Source organism: Stenotrophomonas sp. YJH_SMC_16, from assembly GCF_059367875.1.
In genome coordinates this window covers 479784-498814 of the sequence record NZ_JCAFRH010000001.1, presented here as the reverse complement: position 1 = coordinate 498814, position 19031 = coordinate 479784, and the positions used below count along the sequence as shown (strand labels likewise).

Genomic DNA, 19031 nt, shown 5'->3' with positions numbered 1-19031 from the left:
ACACGCGGGGGGAGAGGGGCTTGCGTGCGAAGTAAAGGAGGAGGTGACGGCCGCAGGCCAGCGCCGGGGGACATTCGCTCGCAAGCCCCTCTCCCCCCGCGCTCGACCAACCCGCTTCTGCTTGACCGTGCAAACAAAAAAGCGCGGCCCCGATGTTCCGGAGGCCGCGCCAGGAGAGAGAATGCCGTGGAAGGGGCGGGTGTCAGAACACGAAGCTGACGCCGGCCACCGGGCCCTTGAATTCCTGCTTCAGGCCGATGGTGCCGTCGCTGCCCTTCTTGTCCGCATCGAGCTTGAACCAGTCGTAGCCGGCGAACACGCCGAAGTTCTTCGTGAAGCGGTAGTCGACGATGGCGTTGGCGCGGCTCAGGTCGCCCTTGTAGTCATCAAAGCTGCCCCAGCGCGTGTTGAGGTACTGGCCCTGCAGCGTGATCATCCACTTCTCGGACGGGGTGAAACTCAGTCGCGCACCGACCACCGGCGCCACGCCGTCGGTCTTCTCGTTGAGGAACTGGCCTTCGTAGACGGTGCCCAGATCGGCGTAGGCCTTGGTGCTCACCTTGGCGTACTCGGCACCCAGCTGCAGGCCGAGGTCGAAGGTGTCGGTGTCCACCACCGAGTAGTCATAGACCAGGCTGGCGACCTGGTACTTCAGCTCGCCCTTGACGAAACTGCCCGACGGCACGTTGACGTCACCGAAGGAAATGTCCTGGCCGAGAGTCTCGCGGCGGTCCTTGTCGTACTTGAAGTAGTTGAACAGCAGGCGCTGGCGGTTGCTGATGCGGAACATGCCGTCGATGCGTGGTTCCCACTCCTTGCCACCCAGCTTGAAGTCCTCGGAGAAACCGATGTCCTGGCCGGCCACGTTGGTCTTGCCGCGGAGGGTATTGTCCGAGTCGATGTTCATCGCACCCAGGCGCAGGGCGAAGCGGTCGTCGCCTTCAGCGGCGTGGGCGGCAGTGGCGAACGAGGCGCCGGCGGCGAGCAGGGAGAGGGCGAGCAGGGTGGGTACAGGGCGCATCGAAGAGTCCTTGCAGTGGTTCATCAGAATGAAGACCACTGTGCCGGACAGGCCCGTCCACCATCCGTGAACGTATGGTCCACGGCGTGTGCACGGTTCAGCGCTGTCGCGACGATGCAAAAAGATGGCCCCGGAGCCGGGCTTCGGGGCCATCGTGGGACCTGCGGGGCGGAGCGTCGACGAGGTTGCTGCAGGCAGGTCGAAAGATCGGACCGGCGCATTCGGCGAAAGTTCCGCCGGATGCGACCAAAGTTCAATATTGCGCCGCAGCATCATACGGACGTCATTGTCCCCCGGGTGGCACGCAAAAATGTAACCGTTACCGCAACTTGCGGCTTCCCGGGATGAACAGGCAGCGGTTGTCTCGCAAATTGTCCCATTGCTATAATTTGGCGGCTCGATGAGGCCCCCCTGCTGTAGCCGCCTCAGCCCTCCACTTGCAACCACGCGGGACGTCCTGTGCTGAACTCCGTTGATGCGGGTCGGCGACTGATGCTGCGCGCCGCGGTCTACCCGCTGGCCGCAGTGGCTGTCCTGGCCCTGGCCTTCCTGCTGGTAGGTCCGAAATATGCCCTCGGCGCGCTGGCGTCCGGTGTGGCCATTTCGGCCGGTGGCTGGGTGGCGGCACGGATGGCATTGGGTGGTGGGGCACTGGCCGCAGGATCGGCGATGGCTCGCCTGATCATTGCGATCGTGGCCAAGTGGGTGGTGGTTTTCGGCGTCCTGCTGGTGGGGTTCCTGGTCTTCAAGCTGCCTGCATTGGCGCTGTTGGCCGGTATCGCCGTCGGCTTGATGTTCCAGGTCCTGGCCATGGCCAGGCGTTGACAGAATTCAATTAACTGAAGGTTCCGGACACATGGCGGGCGAGGCTCTAACCCCTACCAGCTACATCCAGCATCACTTGCAGAACCTGACCGCTCCGGTCGGCAAGGGCGAGGGTATGTTCTGGCATATCCACGTCGATACCTTCCTCACCGCGGTCCTGATGGGCCTGGTGATCGTGGTCGCCTTCTGGCTGGGCACCCGCAAGGCCACCGCCGGCGTGCCGGGCAAGTGGCAGGCCTTCGTGGAAATCTGCCTGGAGTTCGTCGACCGCCAGGCCAAGGACACCTACCACGGCAAGAGCAAGCTGGTCACGCCGATCGCCATCACCATCTTCTTCTGGATTCTGCTGATGAATCTGCTGAAGATGATCCCGGCCGATTTCATCGCCAAGCCGCTGGAATGGGTGGGCGTGCACTACTGGAAGCCGGTCCCGACCGCTGACGTCAACGCCACCCTGGGCATGGCCATCAGCGTGTTCTTCCTGATGCTGTTCTTCGCGCTCAAGTCCAAGGGCCTGGGCGGCTTCATCAAGGAATTCCTGACGGCGCCGTTCGGCAAGTGGATGATGCCGTTCAACCTGATCCTCAACATCGTCGAGTGGCTGAGCAAGCCGATCTCGCTGGCGATGCGACTGTTCGGCAACATGTTCGGCGGCGAAATCGTGTTCCTGCTGATCTGGGTGCTGGGTGGTGCCGGTTTCTTCGGTGCCATTGCCGGTGGTGTGTTCGGCCTCGGCTGGATGCTGTTCCACCTGCTGGTGATCCCGCTGCAGGCCTTCATCTTCATGATGCTGTCGATCGTGTACCTGAGCCTGTCGGAAGACGCTCACTGAGTTTCAAGCTTCAACGCGTTTCAACCTTCATCCGTTTCATCACCCTTAGCAACTTAAGTTCCTGGAGATAACCATGTACTTCGCCGTCCTGACCAACTTCGCGCAGATTCAGAGCTCCACCGCCCTTGCCGTCGGCATCATGATCGGCCTGGCCGCGCTGGGCGCCGGTCTGGGTCTGGCCATCATGGCTGGTAAGTTCCTGGAGTCGGCCGCCCGCCAGCCGGAACTGATCCCGGTCCTGCAGGTCCGCATGTTCATCACCGCCGGCCTGATCGACGCCGCGTTCATCATCTCGGTCGCCGTCGGCCTGCTGCTGGCCTTCGCCAACCCGCTGTCGGCTGCCTTCGCTGGCGCCGTCACCAAGGCTCTGGCCGGCTGATACAGCGGTTTGAGACGACCGGGTGCTGATGCACCCGGTTTCGGATGAAGGCCGGATGCGCCGCTACGGCGGCGCGTCCACCCCGAAACCAGCGATCGAGCTAACCATGAATATCAATTTCACCCTTCTTGCGCAGGCGCTGGCCTTCGCTGGTCTGATCTGGATCATCGCGACCAAGATCTGGCCGCCGCTGATGAACGCGATCGAAGAGCGCCAGCAGAAGATTGCTGAAGGCCTCGCTGCTGCCGACCGCAGCCAGAAAGATCTGGCCCAGGCGCAGGAGAAGGTCAACGAAGCGCTGAAGGAAGCACGCACCAAGGCCAACGAGATCATCGATCAGGCCCACGCACGTGCCAACCAGATCGTTGATGCTGCCCGTAACGAAGCGATCACCGAAGCCACCCGTCAGAAGGAACTGGCCCAGGCTGAAATCGACGCCGCCGCCAACCGTGCCCGTGAAGATCTGCGCAAGCAGGTGTCCGCGCTGGCCGTGACCGGTGCCGAAAAGCTGCTCAAGCGCGAAATCGACGCCAACGCCCACAAGGCGCTGCTCGACGAGCTGGCCTCGGAGATCTAAGGATGAGCCAGGCCCTCACGCTTGCCCGCCCGTACGCCCGCGCCGCGTTCGCGACCGCGCGCGACGAAGGCGCGTTCGCGCCGTGGTCGGACGCCCTGGCGTTCTCCGCCCACGTCGCCGCCGACCCGCGCGTGGCGGCCCTGCTCGCCAACCCGGAGCTGGGTCGTGACGACGCCGTCGCCCTGCTGGCGCCGGTGTCGCACGGCGAGACCTACTCGCGCTTCCTGGCCATCCTGGCCGAATCGCATCGTCTGCCGCTGCTGCCGGAAATCTCCGGCATGTTCGACGCCCTGCGCGCCGAAGCCGAGCACGTGGTCAAGGCCACCGTCACCTCGGCCGCCGAACTGTCGGCCAGTGAGCTGGACGCGATCAAGGTCGCGCTGCGCAAGCGCTTCAACCGCGAGGTCGATGTGACCACCGCGGTCGATGCCTCGCTGATCGGCGGCGCCGTGATCGACGCCGGCGACGTGGTCATCGATGGTTCGCTGAAGGGCAAGCTGGCCCGTCTGCAGACCGCGCTCGCTAACTGAATTCATTTAACGTCCGGCCCCGCTGCCGGCACTAGGACTTGACGATGGCAACCACGCTCAACCCCTCCGAAATCAGCGAACTGATCAAGAACCGCATCGAGAAGGTCAAGCTGGCCGCGGAATCGCGCAACGAAGGCACCGTGACCAGCGTGTCCGACGGCATCGTGCGCATCTTCGGTCTGGCCGACGTGATGCAGGGCGAAATGATCGAACTGCCGAACAACACCTTCGCCCTGGCCCTGAACCTGGAGCGCGACTCGGTCGGCGCCGTGGTGCTGGGTGACTACGAGCACCTGCGCGAAGGCGACGTCGCCAAGACCACCGGCCGCATCCTGGAAGTGCCGGTTGGTCCGGAGCTGCTGGGCCGCGTCGTGAACGCGCTGGGCGAACCGATCGACGGCAAGGGCCCGCTGGGCACCGACCTGACCGCTCCGGTGGAGCGTGTTGCTCCGGGCGTGATCTGGCGCAAGTCGGTCGACCAGCCGGTGCAGACCGGTTACAAGTCGGTCGACTCGATGATCCCGATCGGCCGTGGCCAGCGCGAGCTGATCATCGGTGACCGCCAGACCGGCAAGACCGCGATGGCGATCGATGCGGTGATCAACCAGAAGGGCACCGGCATCAAGTGCGTGTACGTTGCGATCGGCCAGAAGGCTTCGACCATCGCCAACATCGTGCGCAAGCTGGAAGAGAACGGCGCGCTGGCCCACACCATCGTGGTGGCCGCGACCGCTTCCGAATCGGCTGCCATGCAGTACATCAGCGCCTACTCGGGCTGCACCATGGGTGAGTACTTCATGGACCGCGGCGAAGACGCGCTGATCGTGTACGACGATCTGTCCAAGCAGGCCGTTGCCTACCGCCAGATCTCGCTGCTGCTGAAGCGCCCGCCGGGCCGTGAAGCCTACCCGGGTGACGTGTTCTACCTGCACTCCCGCCTGCTCGAGCGCGCTGCCCGCGTGTCCGAGGAATACGTCGAGAAGTTCACCGAAGGCAAGGTCACCGGCAAGACCGGTTCGCTGACCGCGCTGCCGATCATCGAAACCCAGGCCGGCGACGTGTCCGCGTTCGTTCCGACCAACGTGATCTCGATCACCGACGGCCAGATCTTCCTGGAAACCGACCTGTTCAACGCCGGCATCCGCCCGGCCGTGAACGCCGGTATCTCGGTGTCGCGCGTCGGTGGCTCGGCCCAGACCAAGATCATCAAGAAGCTGTCGGGCGGCATCCGTATCTCGCTGGCCCAGTACCGCGAGCTGGCTGCGTTCGCGCAGTTCGCCTCGGATCTGGACGAGGCGACCCGCAAGCAGCTGGAGCGTGGCCAGCGCGTCACCGAGCTGATGAAGCAGAAGCAGTACGCGCCGATGTCGATCGCCAACCAGGCGCTGTCGATCTACGCCGTCAACGAGGGTTACCTCGACGACGTGCCGGTCAACAAGCTGCTGGCGTTCGAAGAAGGCCTGCACGCCCACTTCGCCAACACCCAGGGCGAACTGGTCAGCAAGGTCAACGCCACCGGCGGTTGGGACAACGACATCGAAGGTGCCTTCAAGAAGGGCATCGCCGAGTTCAAGACCACCGGCAGCTGGTAATCCAGCGCTCGTAGAGCGGGGCTCGCCCCGCTCAAACGGTTGAACAACGCGGGGCATCAGCCCCGCGCCACGGGAAACAAGAGATGGCAAGCGGACGCGAAATCAAAACCAAGATCAAGAGCGTGCAGAACACCCGCAAGGTGACGCGCGCCCTGGAAATGGTCTCGGCCTCCAAGATCCGCAAGGCGCAGGATCGGATGAAGACCTCGCGTCCGTACGCGCAGGCGATGAAGCAGGTGATCGGCCACCTGGCCCAGGCCAGCACCGACTACCAGCATCCGTTCCTGGTCGAGCGCGAGCAGGTCAAGCGGGTCGGGTTCATCGTGATCTCCTCCGATCGCGGCCTGGCCGGCGGCCTGAACAACAACCTGTTCCGCAAGATGCTGGGCGAAGCCAAGGCATGGCAGGACAAGGGTGCGGAAGTGGACCTGGTGACCATCGGCCAGAAGGCATCGACCTTCTTCCGCCGCGTGAAGGTCAACATGGTCGGCAGCGTGACCCACATCGGCGATGTGCCGAAGCTGGAATCGCTGATCGGTGTGATCAAGGTCATGCTCGACGCCTTCACCGAAGGCAAGGTCGACCGCGTGTACCTGGTCTACAACCGCTTCGTGAATACCATGGTGCAGAAGGCCAGCTTCGATCAGCTGCTGCCGCTGCCGCCGGCTGAGAAGCAGGTCGCTCACCACGACTGGGATTACCTGTACGAACCCGATGCCGCGACCGTGCTGGAGCACGTGATGACGCGTTACATCGAGTCGCTGGTGTACCAGGCACTGCTGGAAAACGTCGCCTCCGAGCATGCCGCACGCATGGTTGCGATGAAGGCGGCGAGCGACAACGCCAACAAGCTGATCGGCACCCTCCAGCTCGTCTACAACAAGGCGCGCCAGGCAGCGATCACCCAGGAAATCTCCGAAATCGTCGGCGGCGCGGCAGCAGTCTGACCGCGTTCGTTCAAAGCACACATTTAGAGGATGCAGCAATGAGTCAGGGCAAGATCGTTCAGATCATCGGCGCGGTCGTCGACGTCGAATTCCCGCGTGAGTCGGTGCCGAAGGTGTACGACGCACTGAAGGTCGACAACACCGAAATCACCCTCGAAGTCCAGCAGCAGCTGGGTGACGGCGTGGTGCGTACCATCGCCCTCGGTTCCACCGACGGCCTGAAGCGCAACCTGGTTGCCACCAACACCAACCGCGGCATCTCCGTGCCGGTCGGCGCTGGCACCCTGGGCCGCATCATGGACGTGCTCGGCCGTCCGATTGACGAAGCCGGCCCGGTGGCCGCCAGCGACAGCTGGGAAATCCACCGTGCGGCCCCGTCGTACGAAGACCAGTCCCCGGCCACCGAACTGCTGGAAACCGGCATCAAGGTCATCGACCTGATGTGCCCGTTCGCCAAGGGCGGCAAGGTCGGCCTGTTCGGCGGCGCCGGCGTCGGCAAGACCGTCAACATGATGGAACTGATCAACAACATCGCCAAGGCGCACAGCGGTCTGTCCGTGTTCGCCGGCGTGGGTGAGCGTACCCGTGAGGGCAACGACTTCTACCACGAAATGAAGGACTCCAACGTCCTGGACAAGGTGGCGATGGTGTACGGCCAGATGAACGAGCCGCCGGGCAACCGTCTGCGCGTCGCCCTGACCGGCCTGACCATGGCCGAGTACTTCCGCGACGAGAAGGACGAAAACGGCAAGGGTAAGGACGTCCTGCTGTTCGTCGACAACATCTACCGCTACACCCTGGCTGGTACCGAAGTGTCGGCACTGCTGGGCCGTATGCCGTCGGCCGTGGGTTACCAGCCGACCCTGGCCGAGGAAATGGGCGTCCTGCAGGAGCGCATCACCTCGACCAAGAACGGTTCGATCACTTCGATCCAGGCCGTCTACGTTCCCGCGGACGACCTGACCGACCCGTCGCCGGCGACCACCTTCGCCCACCTGGACTCGACCGTCACCCTGTCGCGTTCGATCGCCTCGCTGGGTATCTACCCGGCCGTCGATCCGCTGGACTCCACCAGCCGCCAGATGGACCCGCTGGTCATCGGCCACGAGCATTACGACACCGCCCAGCGCGTCCAGCAGACCCTGCAGAAGTACAAGGAACTGAAGGACATCATCGCGATCCTGGGCATGGACGAGCTGTCCGAAGAGGACAAGCAGGCCGTGTCGCGCGCCCGTAAGATCGAGCGCTTCTTCAGCCAGCCGTTCCACGTGGCCGAAGTGTTCACCGGTTCGCCGGGCAAGTACGTGCCGCTGAAGGACACCATCCGTGGCTTCAAGGCCATCGTTGATGGCGAGTACGACCACCTGCCGGAGCAGGCGTTCTACATGGTCGGCGGCATCGAAGAAGCGGTCGAGAAGGCCAAGAAGATGGCCGAGAAGGCCTGATCCGGGACGGGCGGGAGCGATCCTGCCCGACCTGACGCCGGCGCCGGGCAACCGCCCGCGCCGGTGGACCCCCACGGTGGCATTGCGCCGCCGCGAACAGCGAAGAGATTTGCATGAGCACGATCCGTTGCGACATCGTCAGCGCCGAGCAGGAAATCTTCCGTGGCGAAGCGACCCTGGTCGTGGCCACCGGTGAGCTGGGCGAACTGGGCATCGCGCCCAAGCACGCGCCGCTGATCACCCGCCTGAAGCCGGGCAAGGTGGTGGTGACCACGCCGAACGGCGAGCAGCTGGATTTCGCCATTTCCGGCGGCATCCTGGAAGTGCAGCCGCAGGTGGTGACCGTGCTGGCCGACACCGCGATCCGCGCGCAGGACATCGACGAAGCCTCGGTCCGCAAGGCCAAGGAAGAAGCCGAGCGCATCCTGGCCAACCGCGGCGAGGCGATGGAAGTGGCTGAGGCCCAGCAGAAGCTGGCTGAAGCCGTTGTCCAGCTGCAGGCGCTGGAGCGCCTGCGCAAGAACCTCAAGCACTGAGGTTCGCGCTGCACCCACGAGAACGCCGGCCCTGTGCCGGCGTTTTTGTTTGGGCGGCGGGTCGAGTCGACTGTCGCGCGCAGCGAGGGATTTCCGCGATCTGATGGAAGGGCAGTCGATTGACCGTCGACGCTACCGATCCCGATCCTGACGTCGTATCAGCGGTACACCACGTGCCGCAGCAGCAGGAAGGAAATCACGGCCAGGCCGCCCTCCACCAGTGGCTTGGCCAACCAGGCGCACTGCAGGCCCAATGCATGGTCGGCGCTCGAGACCAGCAGCGTGCTGGCGGTGGTGAGCAGCAACCACAGCGGCAGGAAGCGTGCGAAGCGTCGCCAGCCCAGCCGTTGCTCGCCGTCGGCAGTGGCGAAGGTGATTCGCCCGTTCAACCAGAACCCCAGCAGCATGCCGGCCACGCGCCCGGCCAGGTTGCCCTGCACCACGGGCAGGCCGGCGGCCGTGACCAGCACGAACACCGCCCAGTCGAGCAGCAGTTGCAGCACGCCGATGATGAGGTAGGCGCTTCCCTGGCGGAGCAGGCTCATGGTCGGAGTGTGGGCGGGCAGATCCCCATGTTAACGGCCCACGCTCTAGAATCACCGGCAACGAACTACGGACTGCTGCTCCCATGACCCAAGCCCTGCACGTCATCATCCTCGCCGCTGGCGCGGGCAAGCGCATGAAGTCGGTGCTGCCGAAGGTGCTGCAGCCGATCGCTGGGCAGCCGATGCTGGCGCATGTGATCGATGCCGCCCGCGAGCTGCGGCCGGCCGCGATCCACGTGGTCTACGGCCATGGTGGTGAAGCGGTGCGCCAGCACTTTGCCGACCAGCCCGATCTACAATGGGCCGAGCAGGCACAGCAACTCGGTACCGGGCACGCCGTCGCGCAGGCGATGCCGCAGGTGCCCGACGCCGCGCAGGTGCTGGTGCTGTACGGCGACGTGCCGCTGATCCGCGCGCAGACCCTGCGCGACCTGCTGGCACAGCCGGGTCGACTGGCGGTGCTGGTCGCCGATGTCGATGACCCGACCGGTTACGGCCGCGTGCTGCGCGATGCCGAAGGCAAGGTCGGCTCGATTGTCGAACAGAAGGACGCCACCGACGACCAGCTGCGTGTGCGCACGATCAACACCGGCATCATTGCCGCCGAGTCGACCGCGCTGCGGCGCTGGCTGTCGCAGCTGTCCAACAGCAACGCGCAGGGCGAGTACTACCTGACCGACGTGTTCGCCTTTGCAGCGCACGAGTACACCCCGGCCGAGATGGCGCTGGTGGCCGACGCGCAGGAAGCCGAAGGGGCAAATGATCCCTGGCAGCTTTCGCAGCTGGAGCGTGCCTGGCAGCGCCGTGCGGTTCGGGCCCTGTGTGCGCAGGGCGCGCGCGTGCGTGACCCGGCACGCCTGGATATCCGTGGCACCGTCACCGTGGGCAGCGACGTGCTGATCGATGTCGACGTCGTTCTGGAAGGCAATATCGTGCTCGGCGACGGCGTCACCGTGGGCCCGTTCAACCGGCTGAAGGACGTCAATCTTGGCCCGGGCACCGAAGTGCGCGCGCATTGTGACCTGGAAGGCGTGGTCACCGAAGGTGCTGCATTGGTGGGGCCGTTCGCACGGCTGCGCCCGGGTACAGTGCTCGCCGATGGCGTGCATGTCGGCAACTTCGTCGAGACCAAGAAGGTCACCCTCGGTGTTGGCAGCAAGGCCAATCACCTGACCTACCTGGGCGACGCGGTGATCGGCAGCAAGGTGAACATCGGTGCCGGCACCATCACCTGCAACTACGACGGCGTGAACAAGTCGACCACCACCATCGGCGACAACGCCTTCATCGGTTCCAACAGCGCATTGGTGGCACCGGTGCTGATCGGTGAGGGCGCCACCATCGCTGCCGGTTCGGTCATCACCCGCAACGCCCCGGATGGCAAGCTGACGCTGGCACGTGCACGACAGGAAACCATCGATGGCTGGAAGCGCCCGCTCAAGAAGTCCTGAGCCACGCATCCCGCACGCCGACGAACTCGGCATGCTGCCGGCAATTGAGCAACGTGCCGGTGAACTGCTGAAGGGGCACCAGGCCCACCCGGTATTTGCCGGGCATGGCCTGGACCTGCCGACTCTGCAGGATGGCCTTCAACGTGGCCATTTGTGGGTGCTGGATGCGGCTGACGGTGGCATCGCGGGCTACCTGCTGGCCGGTGAGCTGTGCGGTGACTTCCATGTGCTGCAGATGGACGTGGATCCCGCGCACGCGCGCCGCGGTCATGGTCGCGTGTTGTTGCGCCATGCGTTGGCACAGGCCAGGGCTGGCGGCTACGCGGCAGCGGTGCTGACCACGTTGTCCGACGTGCCGTGGAATGCGGCCTTCTATGCCAGTGAAGGGTTCGAGGTAGTGCCCGAGGCGCAGTGGAACGATGGCCTGCGTGCGGTGATGGCCGAAGAAGCCGCGCTTGGGTTCCCGATGCACCTGCGGGTGGCGATGCGGCAGGCCTGGTAGGTGCCGACCTTGGTCGGCACGTCCACGCATGGCGTGGATCTGCCCGCTCAGCCCACCGGCAACAGAATCGACACGCACAGCCCGCCATCGCCGCGGTTCTGCAACGACACCCGACCACCGTGGGCCTCCACGATCTCGCGGGTCAGGGCCAGCCCCAGCCCGGTGCCATTGCGCTTGGTCGAATAGAACGGCATCAGTGCGTTCTGCAGCACCTGCTCGTTCATGCCCTTGCCACGATCCAGCACGTCCAGCCGCAGCCACTGCGGCAGCCGCGTCAGCTGCACCTGTACGTCATCGTTTGGGGGCTCTGCTTCGGCGCAGGCTTCGTGCGCGTTCTTCAACAGGTTCAGCAGCGCCTGCCCGAACTGCGCGATGTCGATGCGGCTGCTCAGTTCTTCGTCCGGCTCGCGCTCCATGGTAAACGGGATCTGCTGGCGCAGGCTGGACAGGAAGGGGGCCCAGTGCACGGTCTGCAGTTGCGGCTGCGGCAACTTGGCAAAGCGTGCGTAGCCACGGATGAAGCCTTCCAGGTGACGCGCCCGGTCCTCGATGGTGGTGAAGATCTCGGGCAGCCGGTCAAAGCGCTCACGCTGCACCAGCACGCCGCCGGAATGGGCGAGCGAAGCGATCGGCGCCAGCGAGTTGTTGAGCTCGTGGCTGATCACCCGGATCACCTTCTTCCAGGTCTGCACTTCCTGGCGGCGCAGTTCGGCGGTCAGCAGCCGCACCAGCAACAGGTCGTGCGGGCGGCCGTTGAGCTGGAACGCGCGGCGCGAGAGGTGGTAGACCTGCTCGTCATCCTCGTCGCCGTCCTCGCCCTCGGCATGCACCGCGAACAGGCTGTCACCGCCACGGGCGATGGCATCGCGCAGTTCCACCGGCACCTGTTCCAGCACGTCTTCCAGGCGCTGGCCTTCCAGCTTCCAGCCGCCGTGCAGCAGCTTGCGCGCGGCCAGGTTGGAGAACACCACGCGGGCGACGCCATCACCGCCCGAGGCGATCAGCAGCATCGCCACCGGCGTGTTCTGCACCATCGTGTCCAGCAGCAGTTCACGCTGCACCAGGCCCTGCCGCTGCTCACGCAGTACATCGCCCAGTTCGCGGTGGGCCTGCACCAGGTCGCCCAGCTCGTCGTTCCCCGGCCAGTGCACGCCGAAGTTGTACTCGCCGTCGCGATAGCTGCTGGTGGTGCCCGCCAGGGCCCGCATCAGAGATCGCACCGGGGCGGTCGCCCGGCGCAGGGTCCACCACATCAACGACAGCAGGATCAACGCCGACACCGTGGTCACCACCCAGCCATGGTCCATCCAGTAGGCCAGCAGCCACGGCAGTGCCGCCGCCAGTGCCAATACCGGCAGCAGGCGCAGGAACAGGCGGAAAGTGAACGAGCGCCGTTTCATTCGCGGGGAATACCGTGGCGGTCCATGCGCCGGTACAGCGCCTGGCGGCTCAGGCCGAGTTCGGCGGCGGCCTGGGCGATGACGCCATGGTTGCGCGCCAGCACATCCTCGATGCGTGCACGGTCGGGATCATTGCCCGCACTGGGGGCCGGGCGCGGTGTGGCGGCTGCGCGCGGCAGGTTGAGATCGGCCACTTCGATGCGGTTGCCGGTGGCCAGCAGCTCGGCGCGCTGGATCACGTTGCGCAGCTCGCGCACGTTGCCCGGCCAGGGGTGCCGCTGCAACGCCGCGGTGGCCGCAGTGGACAACGGCTTGCCAGCGGTCAGGAAGCGCTCGGCCAGCGGCACGATGTCGCCCGGTCGTTCGGCCAGCGGCGGCAGCACCAGTTCCACCGTGTTGAGGCGGTAATAGAGGTCTTCGCGGAAGGTACCGTCGCGGATCATCGCCGGCAGGTCGGCATTGGTCGCGCTGACCACGCGGACCTTGACCTGGCGCTCGCGGTTGGAGCCCAGGCGCTCGAAGCGGCCGGTTTCCAGCACGCGCAGCAGCTTCATCTGCCCGCCCAGTGACAGGTTGCCGATCTCATCCAGGAACAGGGTGCCGCCATCGGCTGCCTCGAACTTGCCTTCGCGGGCCTTGTTGGCGCCGGTATACGCACCGGCTTCGGCACCGAACAGTTCGGCTTCGATCAGTTCCGAGGGCAGCGCGCCGCAGTTGACCGCCACGAACGGCCCCTTGGCCACCAGGGAATTGGCCTGGATGATCTGCGCGATCTTTTCCTTGCCGGCACCGTTCGCGCCGGTGATCAATACCGGCAGTTCCGAGCGTGCGACCTGGCAGGCCAGCGCGATCACGCGCTCGCTGGCGGGGTCGGCGAAGACCGCGCCGCACAGGTCGTACTTCTCTTCCAGTGCGTTGCGCTGGTGCAGTTCACGGCTGCGGCGCCGGTCCAGTTCGCGGCGCGCCTCGGACAGTTCCAGCAGGTTGTTGACCGTGGTCATCAGCTTGCGGTCGTCCCAGGGCTTGGCCAGGTAGTCGGCGGCGCCGGCCTTGACCAGGTCCACGGCGCTGCTCAGATGGGTCCACGCCGTGAGCAGGATCACCGGCAGGTCCGGATGGCGCGCGCGGATCTGCGCGAACAGGGCCTCGCCTTCCTCGCCGGAGGTGGTGTCCTCGCTGAAGTTCATGTCCTGGATGACCAGGTCGACCGGCTGAGATTCGAGCAGCGCCAGCCCGTCGGCGGGCGTCTGCGCCTGCAGGGTGTCGATGTCGTGCAGGGAGAACAGTACGTCCAGCGCGGTACCCACGCTGGCGTTGTCGTCGATGATCAGGATCGCAGGCATCAAACGGTTCTGCAGAAAGGGATGGGCGGCGCCGTTGGAGCCGTTCGTGTCCACGCACCGGGAGAGCCCGGCGCCACCCATCAAGCATAGCCAAACCCGTGGCTGTGCAGGAGCGGCCCCTGCTCAGCGCCGGGGAGGCGCCGGGGGCGCTGGCGGCGCAGGTGGCGGCGGCACTTCCAGTGCCTGGCGCCAGGCTGCGGCGTCGACCGCCACCGTCAGTTCGCGTCTGTCGCGGCGCAGCAACAGATAGGCGGTGGCGGCGTGGGAATGGCGCAGTGCCTCGGCCAGATGTTCGACCCGGCGCACCGCCGTGTCGTCCACGCGGAGGATGCGATCACCGCTGCGCACGCCGAAGCGTGCTTCCGGGCTGGCAGCCTCCACGCGCACCTGGCCCTCGGTCGAGCGCAGTGACAGCCGCGCGGCATCCTGGCGCCATTCCAGTGTCTGCGCGTTGCCACCGCCGGCCAGCGCCGGCAGCGGCAGGAGCAGCATCAGGCATATCGCGCAGGCACGCATCTCAGGCGCCCCGGGTGGCGACCGCAGGCGGTACCGCCGCCGCACGCCGTGCCGGACCGAACACCGCGATCTGGCCCAGCACCCACAGCAGCAGCGCACCCAGCGGCAGGTAGTACAGCGGCATGCGCGGCAGCTCGTACAGGTTCATCAGCGCCAGGTTGATCGCGTAGGCCGCCAGCATGCCCAGCACGATGCCCAGCGAGGCCAGCAGGAAGTTCTCGGTCTGGAAGTAGCGCAGGATCTGCCCGCGGGTCGCGCCCAGCGCACGGCGGATGCCGATCTGCTTGCTGCGCTGCTGCACCCAGAAGCTGGCCAGGCCGATGATGCCCAGCGCAGTGACCACCAGCAGCGAGATGCTGACGGTGATCAGCAGGCCGACCATCGCGCGGTCGTTCTTGAAGAAGTCCTTGCGCTGGTCTTCATAGGTCAGCTTGTCGCGCATCAGCCGGTTGGGATCGTTGCGTTCCAGCGCGGCGGCACCGGCATCGAGGACCTCCTGGCGGCGCTCTGGCGAAGTGCGCAGCACATAGGTGCCACCTTCATCGAAGGTGCGCCGCATGGGCAGCAGCATCGAGTTGGTCCAGTTGTCATTCCAGCCATTGGGCGTGCTGAGCGTGTCGACGATGCCGACCACATGCAGCGGCTGCTTGCCCATGTAGTAGGTCTTGCCCAGCGCACTGTCGTTGGGTTCCATCTTGGCGGCGGTGGCCTGGGTGAAGATCACCGGAATCGCCTTTTCCTTGGCACCGCCCTTGCTGGCGTCTTCGAAGTTCTGGTATTCGTCGGGCAGGAAATCGCGGCCTGCGATCAGGTTGATGCCCATCGTGGCCAGCCCGTTCTCGGACAGGGTGTACATCGAGGCGTTGGTGGTCGGCCGTTCCTGGTCGACCTCGCGCGAGATGCTGCTGCTGGAGGAGCCGTTGCGGAAGGGAACCTGGTTGATGATGGTGACGTTGCTGACGCCGGGAATCGCGCGCAGCGATGCCAGGTCCTCGCGGGTGCGGGCCATGGCGTCGGTCTGCTTGCCGATGCCACTGACGCGCAGCATCACCAGTTCGCTCTCGGCGATGCCGCTGGGCATGCTGATCTTCTCCACGCGCTGGCTGACCAGGAACAGCGCGTTGCAGACGATGGCGCAGGTCAGTGCGACTTCCAGCACGATCAGGGCAGCGGCAGTCTTGTGCCGGCGCAGCGTGCTGAGGATGGGGCGGATGTCCATGGGAGTCCTCGTTCGGGTGCTTACTGCGACTTGAGCTGGATGGCCGGGGTGACCTGCATGGCGCGCCAGGCGGGCAGGAAACCGGCAGCAAGGCTGGCGAGCAGGGTCAGGCCCAGTGCGAGCAGCAGCATGTTGCCGTCCAGGTGGGCCAGCTTGGCGTATTCCACCGGTTGCTGGCGCACCGCGAACAGGCCGAGCAGGGCCAGGCCGATACCCAGCACGCCACCGACCACGCCGACCGCACCTGCTTCCACCAGGCATTGCAGGAAGATCTGTCCGCGGCTGGCGCCGAGCGCGCGGCGCACGCCGATCTCGCCGCTGCGACGCAGGAACTTGGCCAGCAGCAGGCCCACCGTGTTGACCAGGCAGACACCGAGGAAGCCCAGTGCCAGCCACAGCTGCAGGCGCACGTCGCTGGGCACTGCGCCATTGAAGTCCAGCCACTCCATCACGGTGCGCAGGCGCACGTTCGGCGGGTGTTTGAAGCGGCCGGCCTCGCGCTGCTGGGTCGAATAGTTCTCCAGGTAGCGGCGGTAGTCGTCGGCCTTGGCCGGGTCCATCTCCACCCAGTACTGCAGCCACGCGCACGGTGCGTTGAGCGAGTAGCTGTTGCCGTCCGGATTCTCGCCGAAGCAGTTCATGTTGCCGTTGTTGCCCAGCTTCAGGTCGAAGGAGGTGGAGATCGGCAGCAGCAGGTCTTCGTTCTTGCCGTAGCTGCCAGTGGTCAGGTCGTAGAAGTGCGGCTCCGGGCTCCATTCCTTCATCACGCCGACGATGCGGTAGCTCTGGCCTTCCATGCGCAGGTCGCGGCCCACGCTGTTGGCGCCCTGGTACAGCTTGTCATTGAGCGCCTTGGAGATGACCACCACGCGCGCACGGCCTTCATCGTCCTCGCGCGTCCAGGGGCGGCCGTACTGCATGGGCACCTCGAACATCGGGAAGAAGTCGGCCGAGGTCCAGCGGGTGTCGATGCTGAAGGGCTTGAGGGTGCTGTTGTCCGGTTCGATGGTGCCGCCGCCGCCGCTCATCAGCGCCTGGCGCTCGCCCTTGGCTTCGCGCAGCAGGGCTTCACCGTCGAAGCGGGTCAGCTGGGTTTCCGGTTCCTCGCCGGCGACGTAGGCGCCGGTCGCGGCGTCGAGCTGGACGTAGAACAGGCGGTCGCTCTTGCCGGGAATCGGGTCACCGGACAGCACGTGGAACACGGTCAGGGTAGTCATCGAGGCGCCGATGCCGAGCGCGATGGCAACCACCATCAGCGCGGTCAGGACCTTGTTGCGGCGGAAGCTGCGCACCGCCAGTCGGGCGTAGTAGGCGAACATGGTAGGGCCCTCACTCGTTGACGGCGACGATGTGGCGCGGCGGCGTGGCCAGCACCGGCTCGCGCACCAGGTCGGTGACCTGGCCATCAACGATGTGCACGTTGCGCTGGGCGCGCGCGGCCAGTTCCGGATCGTGGGTGACCATCACGATGGTGGTGCCGGCAGCGTTGATCTCCTCCAGCAGCTCCATCACGCCGCGGGCCATCTGCGTGTCCAGGTTGCCGGTCGGTTCGTCGGCCAGCAGCAGGCGCGGGCTGCCTGCCAGGGCACGTGCGATCGCCGCGCGCTGCTGCTGGCCGCCGGACAGCTCGTTCGGGTAGTGCTTCATGCGCGAGCCGAGGCCGACCTGGGTCAGCGCCTTCTCGATGCGTTCGCGGCGCTCGTTGGCGCTCATCTTGCGATAGCGCAGCGGCACGTCGACGTTGTCGAACAGGTTCAGGTCGGGGATCAGGTTGAAGCCCTGGAAGATGAAGCCGATCTTCTGGTTGCGCAGGCGGCTGCGCGCATCATCGCCCAGCGTGCTCACGTCCTGGCCGTCCAGCATGTAGGTGCCACTGGTGAAGGTTTCCAGCAGGCCGGCGATGTTGAGGAAGGTGGTCTTGCCGGAGCCTGACGGGCCGGTGACCGCGACGAACTCGCCTTCCTTGACCTGCAGTTCCAGTGAGCGCAACGCGTGGGTTTCCACCTGTTCGGTGCGGAAGACCTTGGCGACCGAGCGCATTTCGAGCATGTACATGGGGTGTCCTCTCTCCAGGATTCAGGATTCAGGTATCAGTTGACGGAGACGCGTTCGGCGTCCTTGAACAGGTCGCTGCCGGAGACCACGATGCGGTCGCCCGGTTGCACACCCGACTTGATTTCCACTTCACCCAGGCTGCTGACGCCCAGTTCGACCGGACGGCGCACGGCGGTGCGGCCATCCATCACGTAGGCCACGCCGTTGCCCTGTTCGACGAACGGACCGCGCTCGACCTTCAGCACGTTCTTGCGGGTATCGAGCAGCACGCGCACCGACATCCGCTGGCTCTGGCGCAGGCCTTCCGGCTGCGCGCTGGCGAAGCGCACGCGGGCATTGACCTCGCCATTGACCACTTCCGGCGACACCGCGCTGATCTCACCCGGGAACGGCTGGCCATTGCCGCCGGTCAGCTGTGCCGGCATGCCGATCGCCAGGTCGCGGGCGAAGCTTTCCGGCACCTTGATCTCGACCTCGAACTTGGACAGATCGACCACGCCCAGCACCGGCGCATTGGCGGCCAGGTTGGTGGACTGGACGGCCTGCACCTGGCCGACCTGGCCATCGAACGGTGCACGCAGAGTCAGCGCATCGACCTGGCGCTGCACCTCGGCCACCACGGCCTTCTGGCGGTCGGCCAGCAGGCGCTTGTTGCGGGCATCCAGGTCGGCGCCCTGGCTCTGCAGGCGTGCGTCGGTGTTGGCGTTGGCCAGGGTGATGTCGGCCTTCTTCAGCGAGTCCTTGGCTTTGGCCAGATCGATCTGCGGTACTGCACCGCCGTCGTAACCGCGCTGGTAGCGCTGCAGGTCGCGGTCGGCGGCCTGCCGCTCGATGGTGGCCTGGTCGGTTTCCTTGCGCGACTTGGCGCGGGCCAGGGTGGCGTCCAGCGCGGCGCGGCTGGCCTCGGCTTCCAGGCCGGCCAGGGTGGCCTGTTCCTGGGCCAGCTTGCTGCGCAGTTCCGGGCTGTCGATGATGGCCAGCTCCTGGCCCTTCTTCACCACATCGCCGGCGACCACCTTCAGGTCCACGGTACCGGCCGAGATGGCGTACAGGATCGGGCTGTTGGCGGCGATCACGCGGCCGTCGGCGGCGATGTCGCGGACCAGGTCGCCGCGCTTCACTTCGGCGATGCGCACGCGGCTGCTGTCGAAGGAGCGGCTGGCGTTGGACCAGGCGTGCACGGCCCAGCCGATGCCGGCGAGCAGCACGATGGCGCCCAGTGCCGGCCAGCGGTAGCGCTGCCAGTTGGCGCGGGTGGTGCCGGCCGGGGCGGAGGAAACGATCTGGTCCTGTGCGGAAGTGTCGCGGATCATCGG

20 protein-coding genes are annotated in these 19031 nt (G+C 65.8%); 11 read left to right on the top strand and 9 right to left on the bottom strand.

Annotated features, from left to right (window positions below; genetic code table 11):
- Positions 1-202 precede the first annotated feature (202 nt).
- A complete protein-coding gene (locus AC5P6E_RS02185) occupies positions 203-1021 on the bottom strand; it encodes a hypothetical protein (RefSeq protein WP_010481314.1) in 819 nt (272 codons plus the stop codon).
- A gap of 459 nt (positions 1022-1480) precedes the next feature.
- On the opposite strand from AC5P6E_RS02185, the gene AC5P6E_RS02180 reads away from it, so the two are divergent.
- The 9 genes from AC5P6E_RS02180 to AC5P6E_RS02140 all read left to right on the top strand — a co-directional run bounded on the left by AC5P6E_RS02180 (position 1481) and on the right by AC5P6E_RS02140 (position 8684).
- Positions 1481-1846: a hypothetical protein gene (locus AC5P6E_RS02180; RefSeq protein ID WP_006394654.1), complete on the top strand. Its 366-nt coding sequence runs from the start codon at positions 1481-1483 to the stop codon at positions 1844-1846.
- Positions 1847-1877: 31 nt separating this feature from the next.
- Complete coding sequence (gene atpB, locus AC5P6E_RS02175) at positions 1878-2678, top strand: F0F1 ATP synthase subunit A (protein ID WP_019338861.1); 801 nt, start codon at positions 1878-1880, stop codon at positions 2676-2678.
- 73 nt (positions 2679-2751) lie between these two features.
- On the top strand, positions 2752-3057 hold the full coding sequence (gene atpE / locus AC5P6E_RS02170; protein ID WP_005411133.1) for a F0F1 ATP synthase subunit C: 306 nt from the start codon (positions 2752-2754) through the stop codon (positions 3055-3057).
- Positions 3058-3163: 106 nt separating this feature from the next.
- The gene (locus tag AC5P6E_RS02165) at positions 3164-3634 is read left to right on the top strand and encodes a F0F1 ATP synthase subunit B (RefSeq protein ID WP_005419512.1); all 471 of its coding nucleotides are present in this window, start codon (positions 3164-3166) and stop codon (positions 3632-3634) included.
- A gap of 2 nt (positions 3635-3636) precedes the next feature.
- A complete protein-coding gene (locus AC5P6E_RS02160) occupies positions 3637-4164 on the top strand; it encodes a F0F1 ATP synthase subunit delta (protein ID WP_010481321.1) in 528 nt (175 codons plus the stop codon).
- 44 nt (positions 4165-4208) lie between these two features.
- The gene (gene atpA / locus AC5P6E_RS02155) at positions 4209-5756 is read left to right on the top strand and encodes a F0F1 ATP synthase subunit alpha (RefSeq protein WP_005411130.1); all 1548 of its coding nucleotides are present in this window, start codon (positions 4209-4211) and stop codon (positions 5754-5756) included.
- An 83-nt stretch (positions 5757-5839) separates the two neighbouring features.
- Entirely contained in the window at positions 5840-6703 is an 864-nt protein-coding gene (gene atpG, locus AC5P6E_RS02150; protein ID WP_010481324.1) for a F0F1 ATP synthase subunit gamma, read from the top strand.
- Positions 6704-6741: 38 nt separating this feature from the next.
- Entirely contained in the window at positions 6742-8148 is a 1407-nt protein-coding gene (gene atpD / locus AC5P6E_RS02145; RefSeq protein WP_010481327.1) for a F0F1 ATP synthase subunit beta, read from the top strand.
- 113 nt (positions 8149-8261) lie between these two features.
- Positions 8262-8684: a F0F1 ATP synthase subunit epsilon gene (locus AC5P6E_RS02140; RefSeq protein WP_005419509.1), complete on the top strand. Its 423-nt coding sequence runs from the start codon at positions 8262-8264 to the stop codon at positions 8682-8684.
- A 158-nt stretch (positions 8685-8842) separates the two neighbouring features.
- On the opposite strand, the gene AC5P6E_RS02135 is transcribed toward AC5P6E_RS02140, so the two are convergent.
- Positions 8843-9229 carry a GtrA family protein gene (locus tag AC5P6E_RS02135; protein WP_019338860.1) on the bottom strand — a complete coding sequence of 129 codons (387 nt, stop codon included), beginning with the start codon at positions 9227-9229 and terminating at the stop codon, positions 8843-8845.
- 83 nt (positions 9230-9312) lie between these two features.
- On the opposite strand from AC5P6E_RS02135, the gene glmU reads away from it, so the two are divergent.
- Positions 9313-10680 (top strand): bifunctional UDP-N-acetylglucosamine diphosphorylase/glucosamine-1-phosphate N-acetyltransferase GlmU, encoded by a 1368-nt coding sequence (gene glmU, locus AC5P6E_RS02130; RefSeq protein ID WP_329835005.1) that lies wholly within the window; start codon positions 9313-9315, stop codon positions 10678-10680.
- Positions 10649-11182 carry a GNAT family N-acetyltransferase gene (locus tag AC5P6E_RS02125; RefSeq protein ID WP_329835003.1) on the top strand — a complete coding sequence of 178 codons (534 nt, stop codon included), beginning with the start codon at positions 10649-10651 and terminating at the stop codon, positions 11180-11182. The genes glmU and AC5P6E_RS02125 overlap by 32 nt, the downstream gene beginning before the upstream one ends.
- A 47-nt stretch (positions 11183-11229) precedes the next feature.
- On the opposite strand, the gene AC5P6E_RS02120 is transcribed toward AC5P6E_RS02125, so the two are convergent.
- The 7 genes from AC5P6E_RS02120 to AC5P6E_RS02090 form a co-directional block, all read right to left on the bottom strand.
- A complete protein-coding gene (locus AC5P6E_RS02120) occupies positions 11230-12582 on the bottom strand; it encodes a sensor histidine kinase (RefSeq protein ID WP_329835001.1) in 1353 nt (450 codons plus the stop codon).
- Complete coding sequence (locus tag AC5P6E_RS02115; RefSeq protein ID WP_010481334.1) at positions 12579-13925, bottom strand: sigma-54-dependent transcriptional regulator; 1347 nt, start codon at positions 13923-13925, stop codon at positions 12579-12581. Before AC5P6E_RS02115 ends, AC5P6E_RS02120 begins: the two co-directional genes overlap by 4 nt.
- Before the next feature lie 123 nt (positions 13926-14048).
- On the bottom strand, positions 14049-14441 hold the full coding sequence (locus AC5P6E_RS02110; RefSeq protein WP_057503095.1) for a PDZ domain-containing protein: 393 nt from the start codon (positions 14439-14441) through the stop codon (positions 14049-14051).
- Position 14442: 1 nt separating this feature from the next.
- Positions 14443-15660: an ABC transporter permease gene (locus tag AC5P6E_RS02105; protein ID WP_483697264.1), complete on the bottom strand. Its 1218-nt coding sequence runs from the start codon at positions 15658-15660 to the stop codon at positions 14443-14445.
- A gap of 20 nt (positions 15661-15680) precedes the next feature.
- Positions 15681-16979, bottom strand: a complete 1299-nt coding sequence (locus AC5P6E_RS02100) for an ABC transporter permease (RefSeq protein WP_010481337.1) — start codon at positions 16977-16979, stop codon at positions 15681-15683.
- A gap of 10 nt (positions 16980-16989) precedes the next feature.
- Complete coding sequence (locus AC5P6E_RS02095; RefSeq protein WP_014038558.1) at positions 16990-17715, bottom strand: ABC transporter ATP-binding protein; 726 nt, start codon at positions 17713-17715, stop codon at positions 16990-16992.
- 35 nt (positions 17716-17750) lie between these two features.
- A complete protein-coding gene (locus tag AC5P6E_RS02090) occupies positions 17751-19028 on the bottom strand; it encodes an efflux RND transporter periplasmic adaptor subunit (protein WP_329834996.1) in 1278 nt (425 codons plus the stop codon).
- Positions 19029-19031: the final 3 nt, after the last annotated feature.

Bases quoted from the DNA above. Each gene is read 5' to 3' on its own strand.
- atpE (WP_005411133.1), top strand. From the start codon at position 2,752: ATGTACTTCGCCGTCCTGACCAACTTCGCGCAGATTCAGAGCTCCACC.
- atpD (WP_010481327.1), top strand. From the start codon at position 6,742: ATGAGTCAGGGCAAGATCGTTCAGATCATCGGCGCGGTCGTCGACGTC.
- AC5P6E_RS02090 (WP_329834996.1), bottom strand. From the start codon at position 19,028: ATGATCCGCGACACTTCCGCACAGGACCAGATCGTTTCCTCCGCCCCG.
- AC5P6E_RS02165 (WP_005419512.1), top strand. From the start codon at position 3,164: ATGAATATCAATTTCACCCTTCTTGCGCAGGCGCTGGCCTTCGCTGGT.
- AC5P6E_RS02140 (WP_005419509.1), top strand. From the start codon at position 8,262: ATGAGCACGATCCGTTGCGACATCGTCAGCGCCGAGCAGGAAATCTTC.
- AC5P6E_RS02185 (WP_010481314.1), bottom strand. From the start codon at position 1,021: ATGCGCCCTGTACCCACCCTGCTCGCCCTCTCCCTGCTCGCCGCCGGC.
- atpG (WP_010481324.1), top strand. From the start codon at position 5,840: ATGGCAAGCGGACGCGAAATCAAAACCAAGATCAAGAGCGTGCAGAAC.
- AC5P6E_RS02120 (WP_329835001.1), bottom strand. From the start codon at position 12,582: ATGAAACGGCGCTCGTTCACTTTCCGCCTGTTCCTGCGCCTGCTGCCG.
- AC5P6E_RS02100 (WP_010481337.1), bottom strand. From the start codon at position 16,979: ATGTTCGCCTACTACGCCCGACTGGCGGTGCGCAGCTTCCGCCGCAAC.
- AC5P6E_RS02110 (WP_057503095.1), bottom strand. From the start codon at position 14,441: ATGCGTGCCTGCGCGATATGCCTGATGCTGCTCCTGCCGCTGCCGGCG.
- AC5P6E_RS02105 (WP_483697264.1), bottom strand. From the start codon at position 15,660: ATGGACATCCGCCCCATCCTCAGCACGCTGCGCCGGCACAAGACTGCC.
- atpB (WP_019338861.1), top strand. From the start codon at position 1,878: ATGGCGGGCGAGGCTCTAACCCCTACCAGCTACATCCAGCATCACTTG.
- AC5P6E_RS02095 (WP_014038558.1), bottom strand. From the start codon at position 17,715: ATGTACATGCTCGAAATGCGCTCGGTCGCCAAGGTCTTCCGCACCGAA.
- glmU (WP_329835005.1), top strand. From the start codon at position 9,313: ATGACCCAAGCCCTGCACGTCATCATCCTCGCCGCTGGCGCGGGCAAG.
- AC5P6E_RS02160 (WP_010481321.1), top strand. From the start codon at position 3,637: ATGAGCCAGGCCCTCACGCTTGCCCGCCCGTACGCCCGCGCCGCGTTC.
- AC5P6E_RS02125 (WP_329835003.1), top strand. From the start codon at position 10,649: ATGGCTGGAAGCGCCCGCTCAAGAAGTCCTGAGCCACGCATCCCGCAC.
- atpA (WP_005411130.1), top strand. From the start codon at position 4,209: ATGGCAACCACGCTCAACCCCTCCGAAATCAGCGAACTGATCAAGAAC.
- AC5P6E_RS02115 (WP_010481334.1), bottom strand. From the start codon at position 13,925: ATGCCTGCGATCCTGATCATCGACGACAACGCCAGCGTGGGTACCGCG.
- AC5P6E_RS02135 (WP_019338860.1), bottom strand. From the start codon at position 9,229: ATGAGCCTGCTCCGCCAGGGAAGCGCCTACCTCATCATCGGCGTGCTG.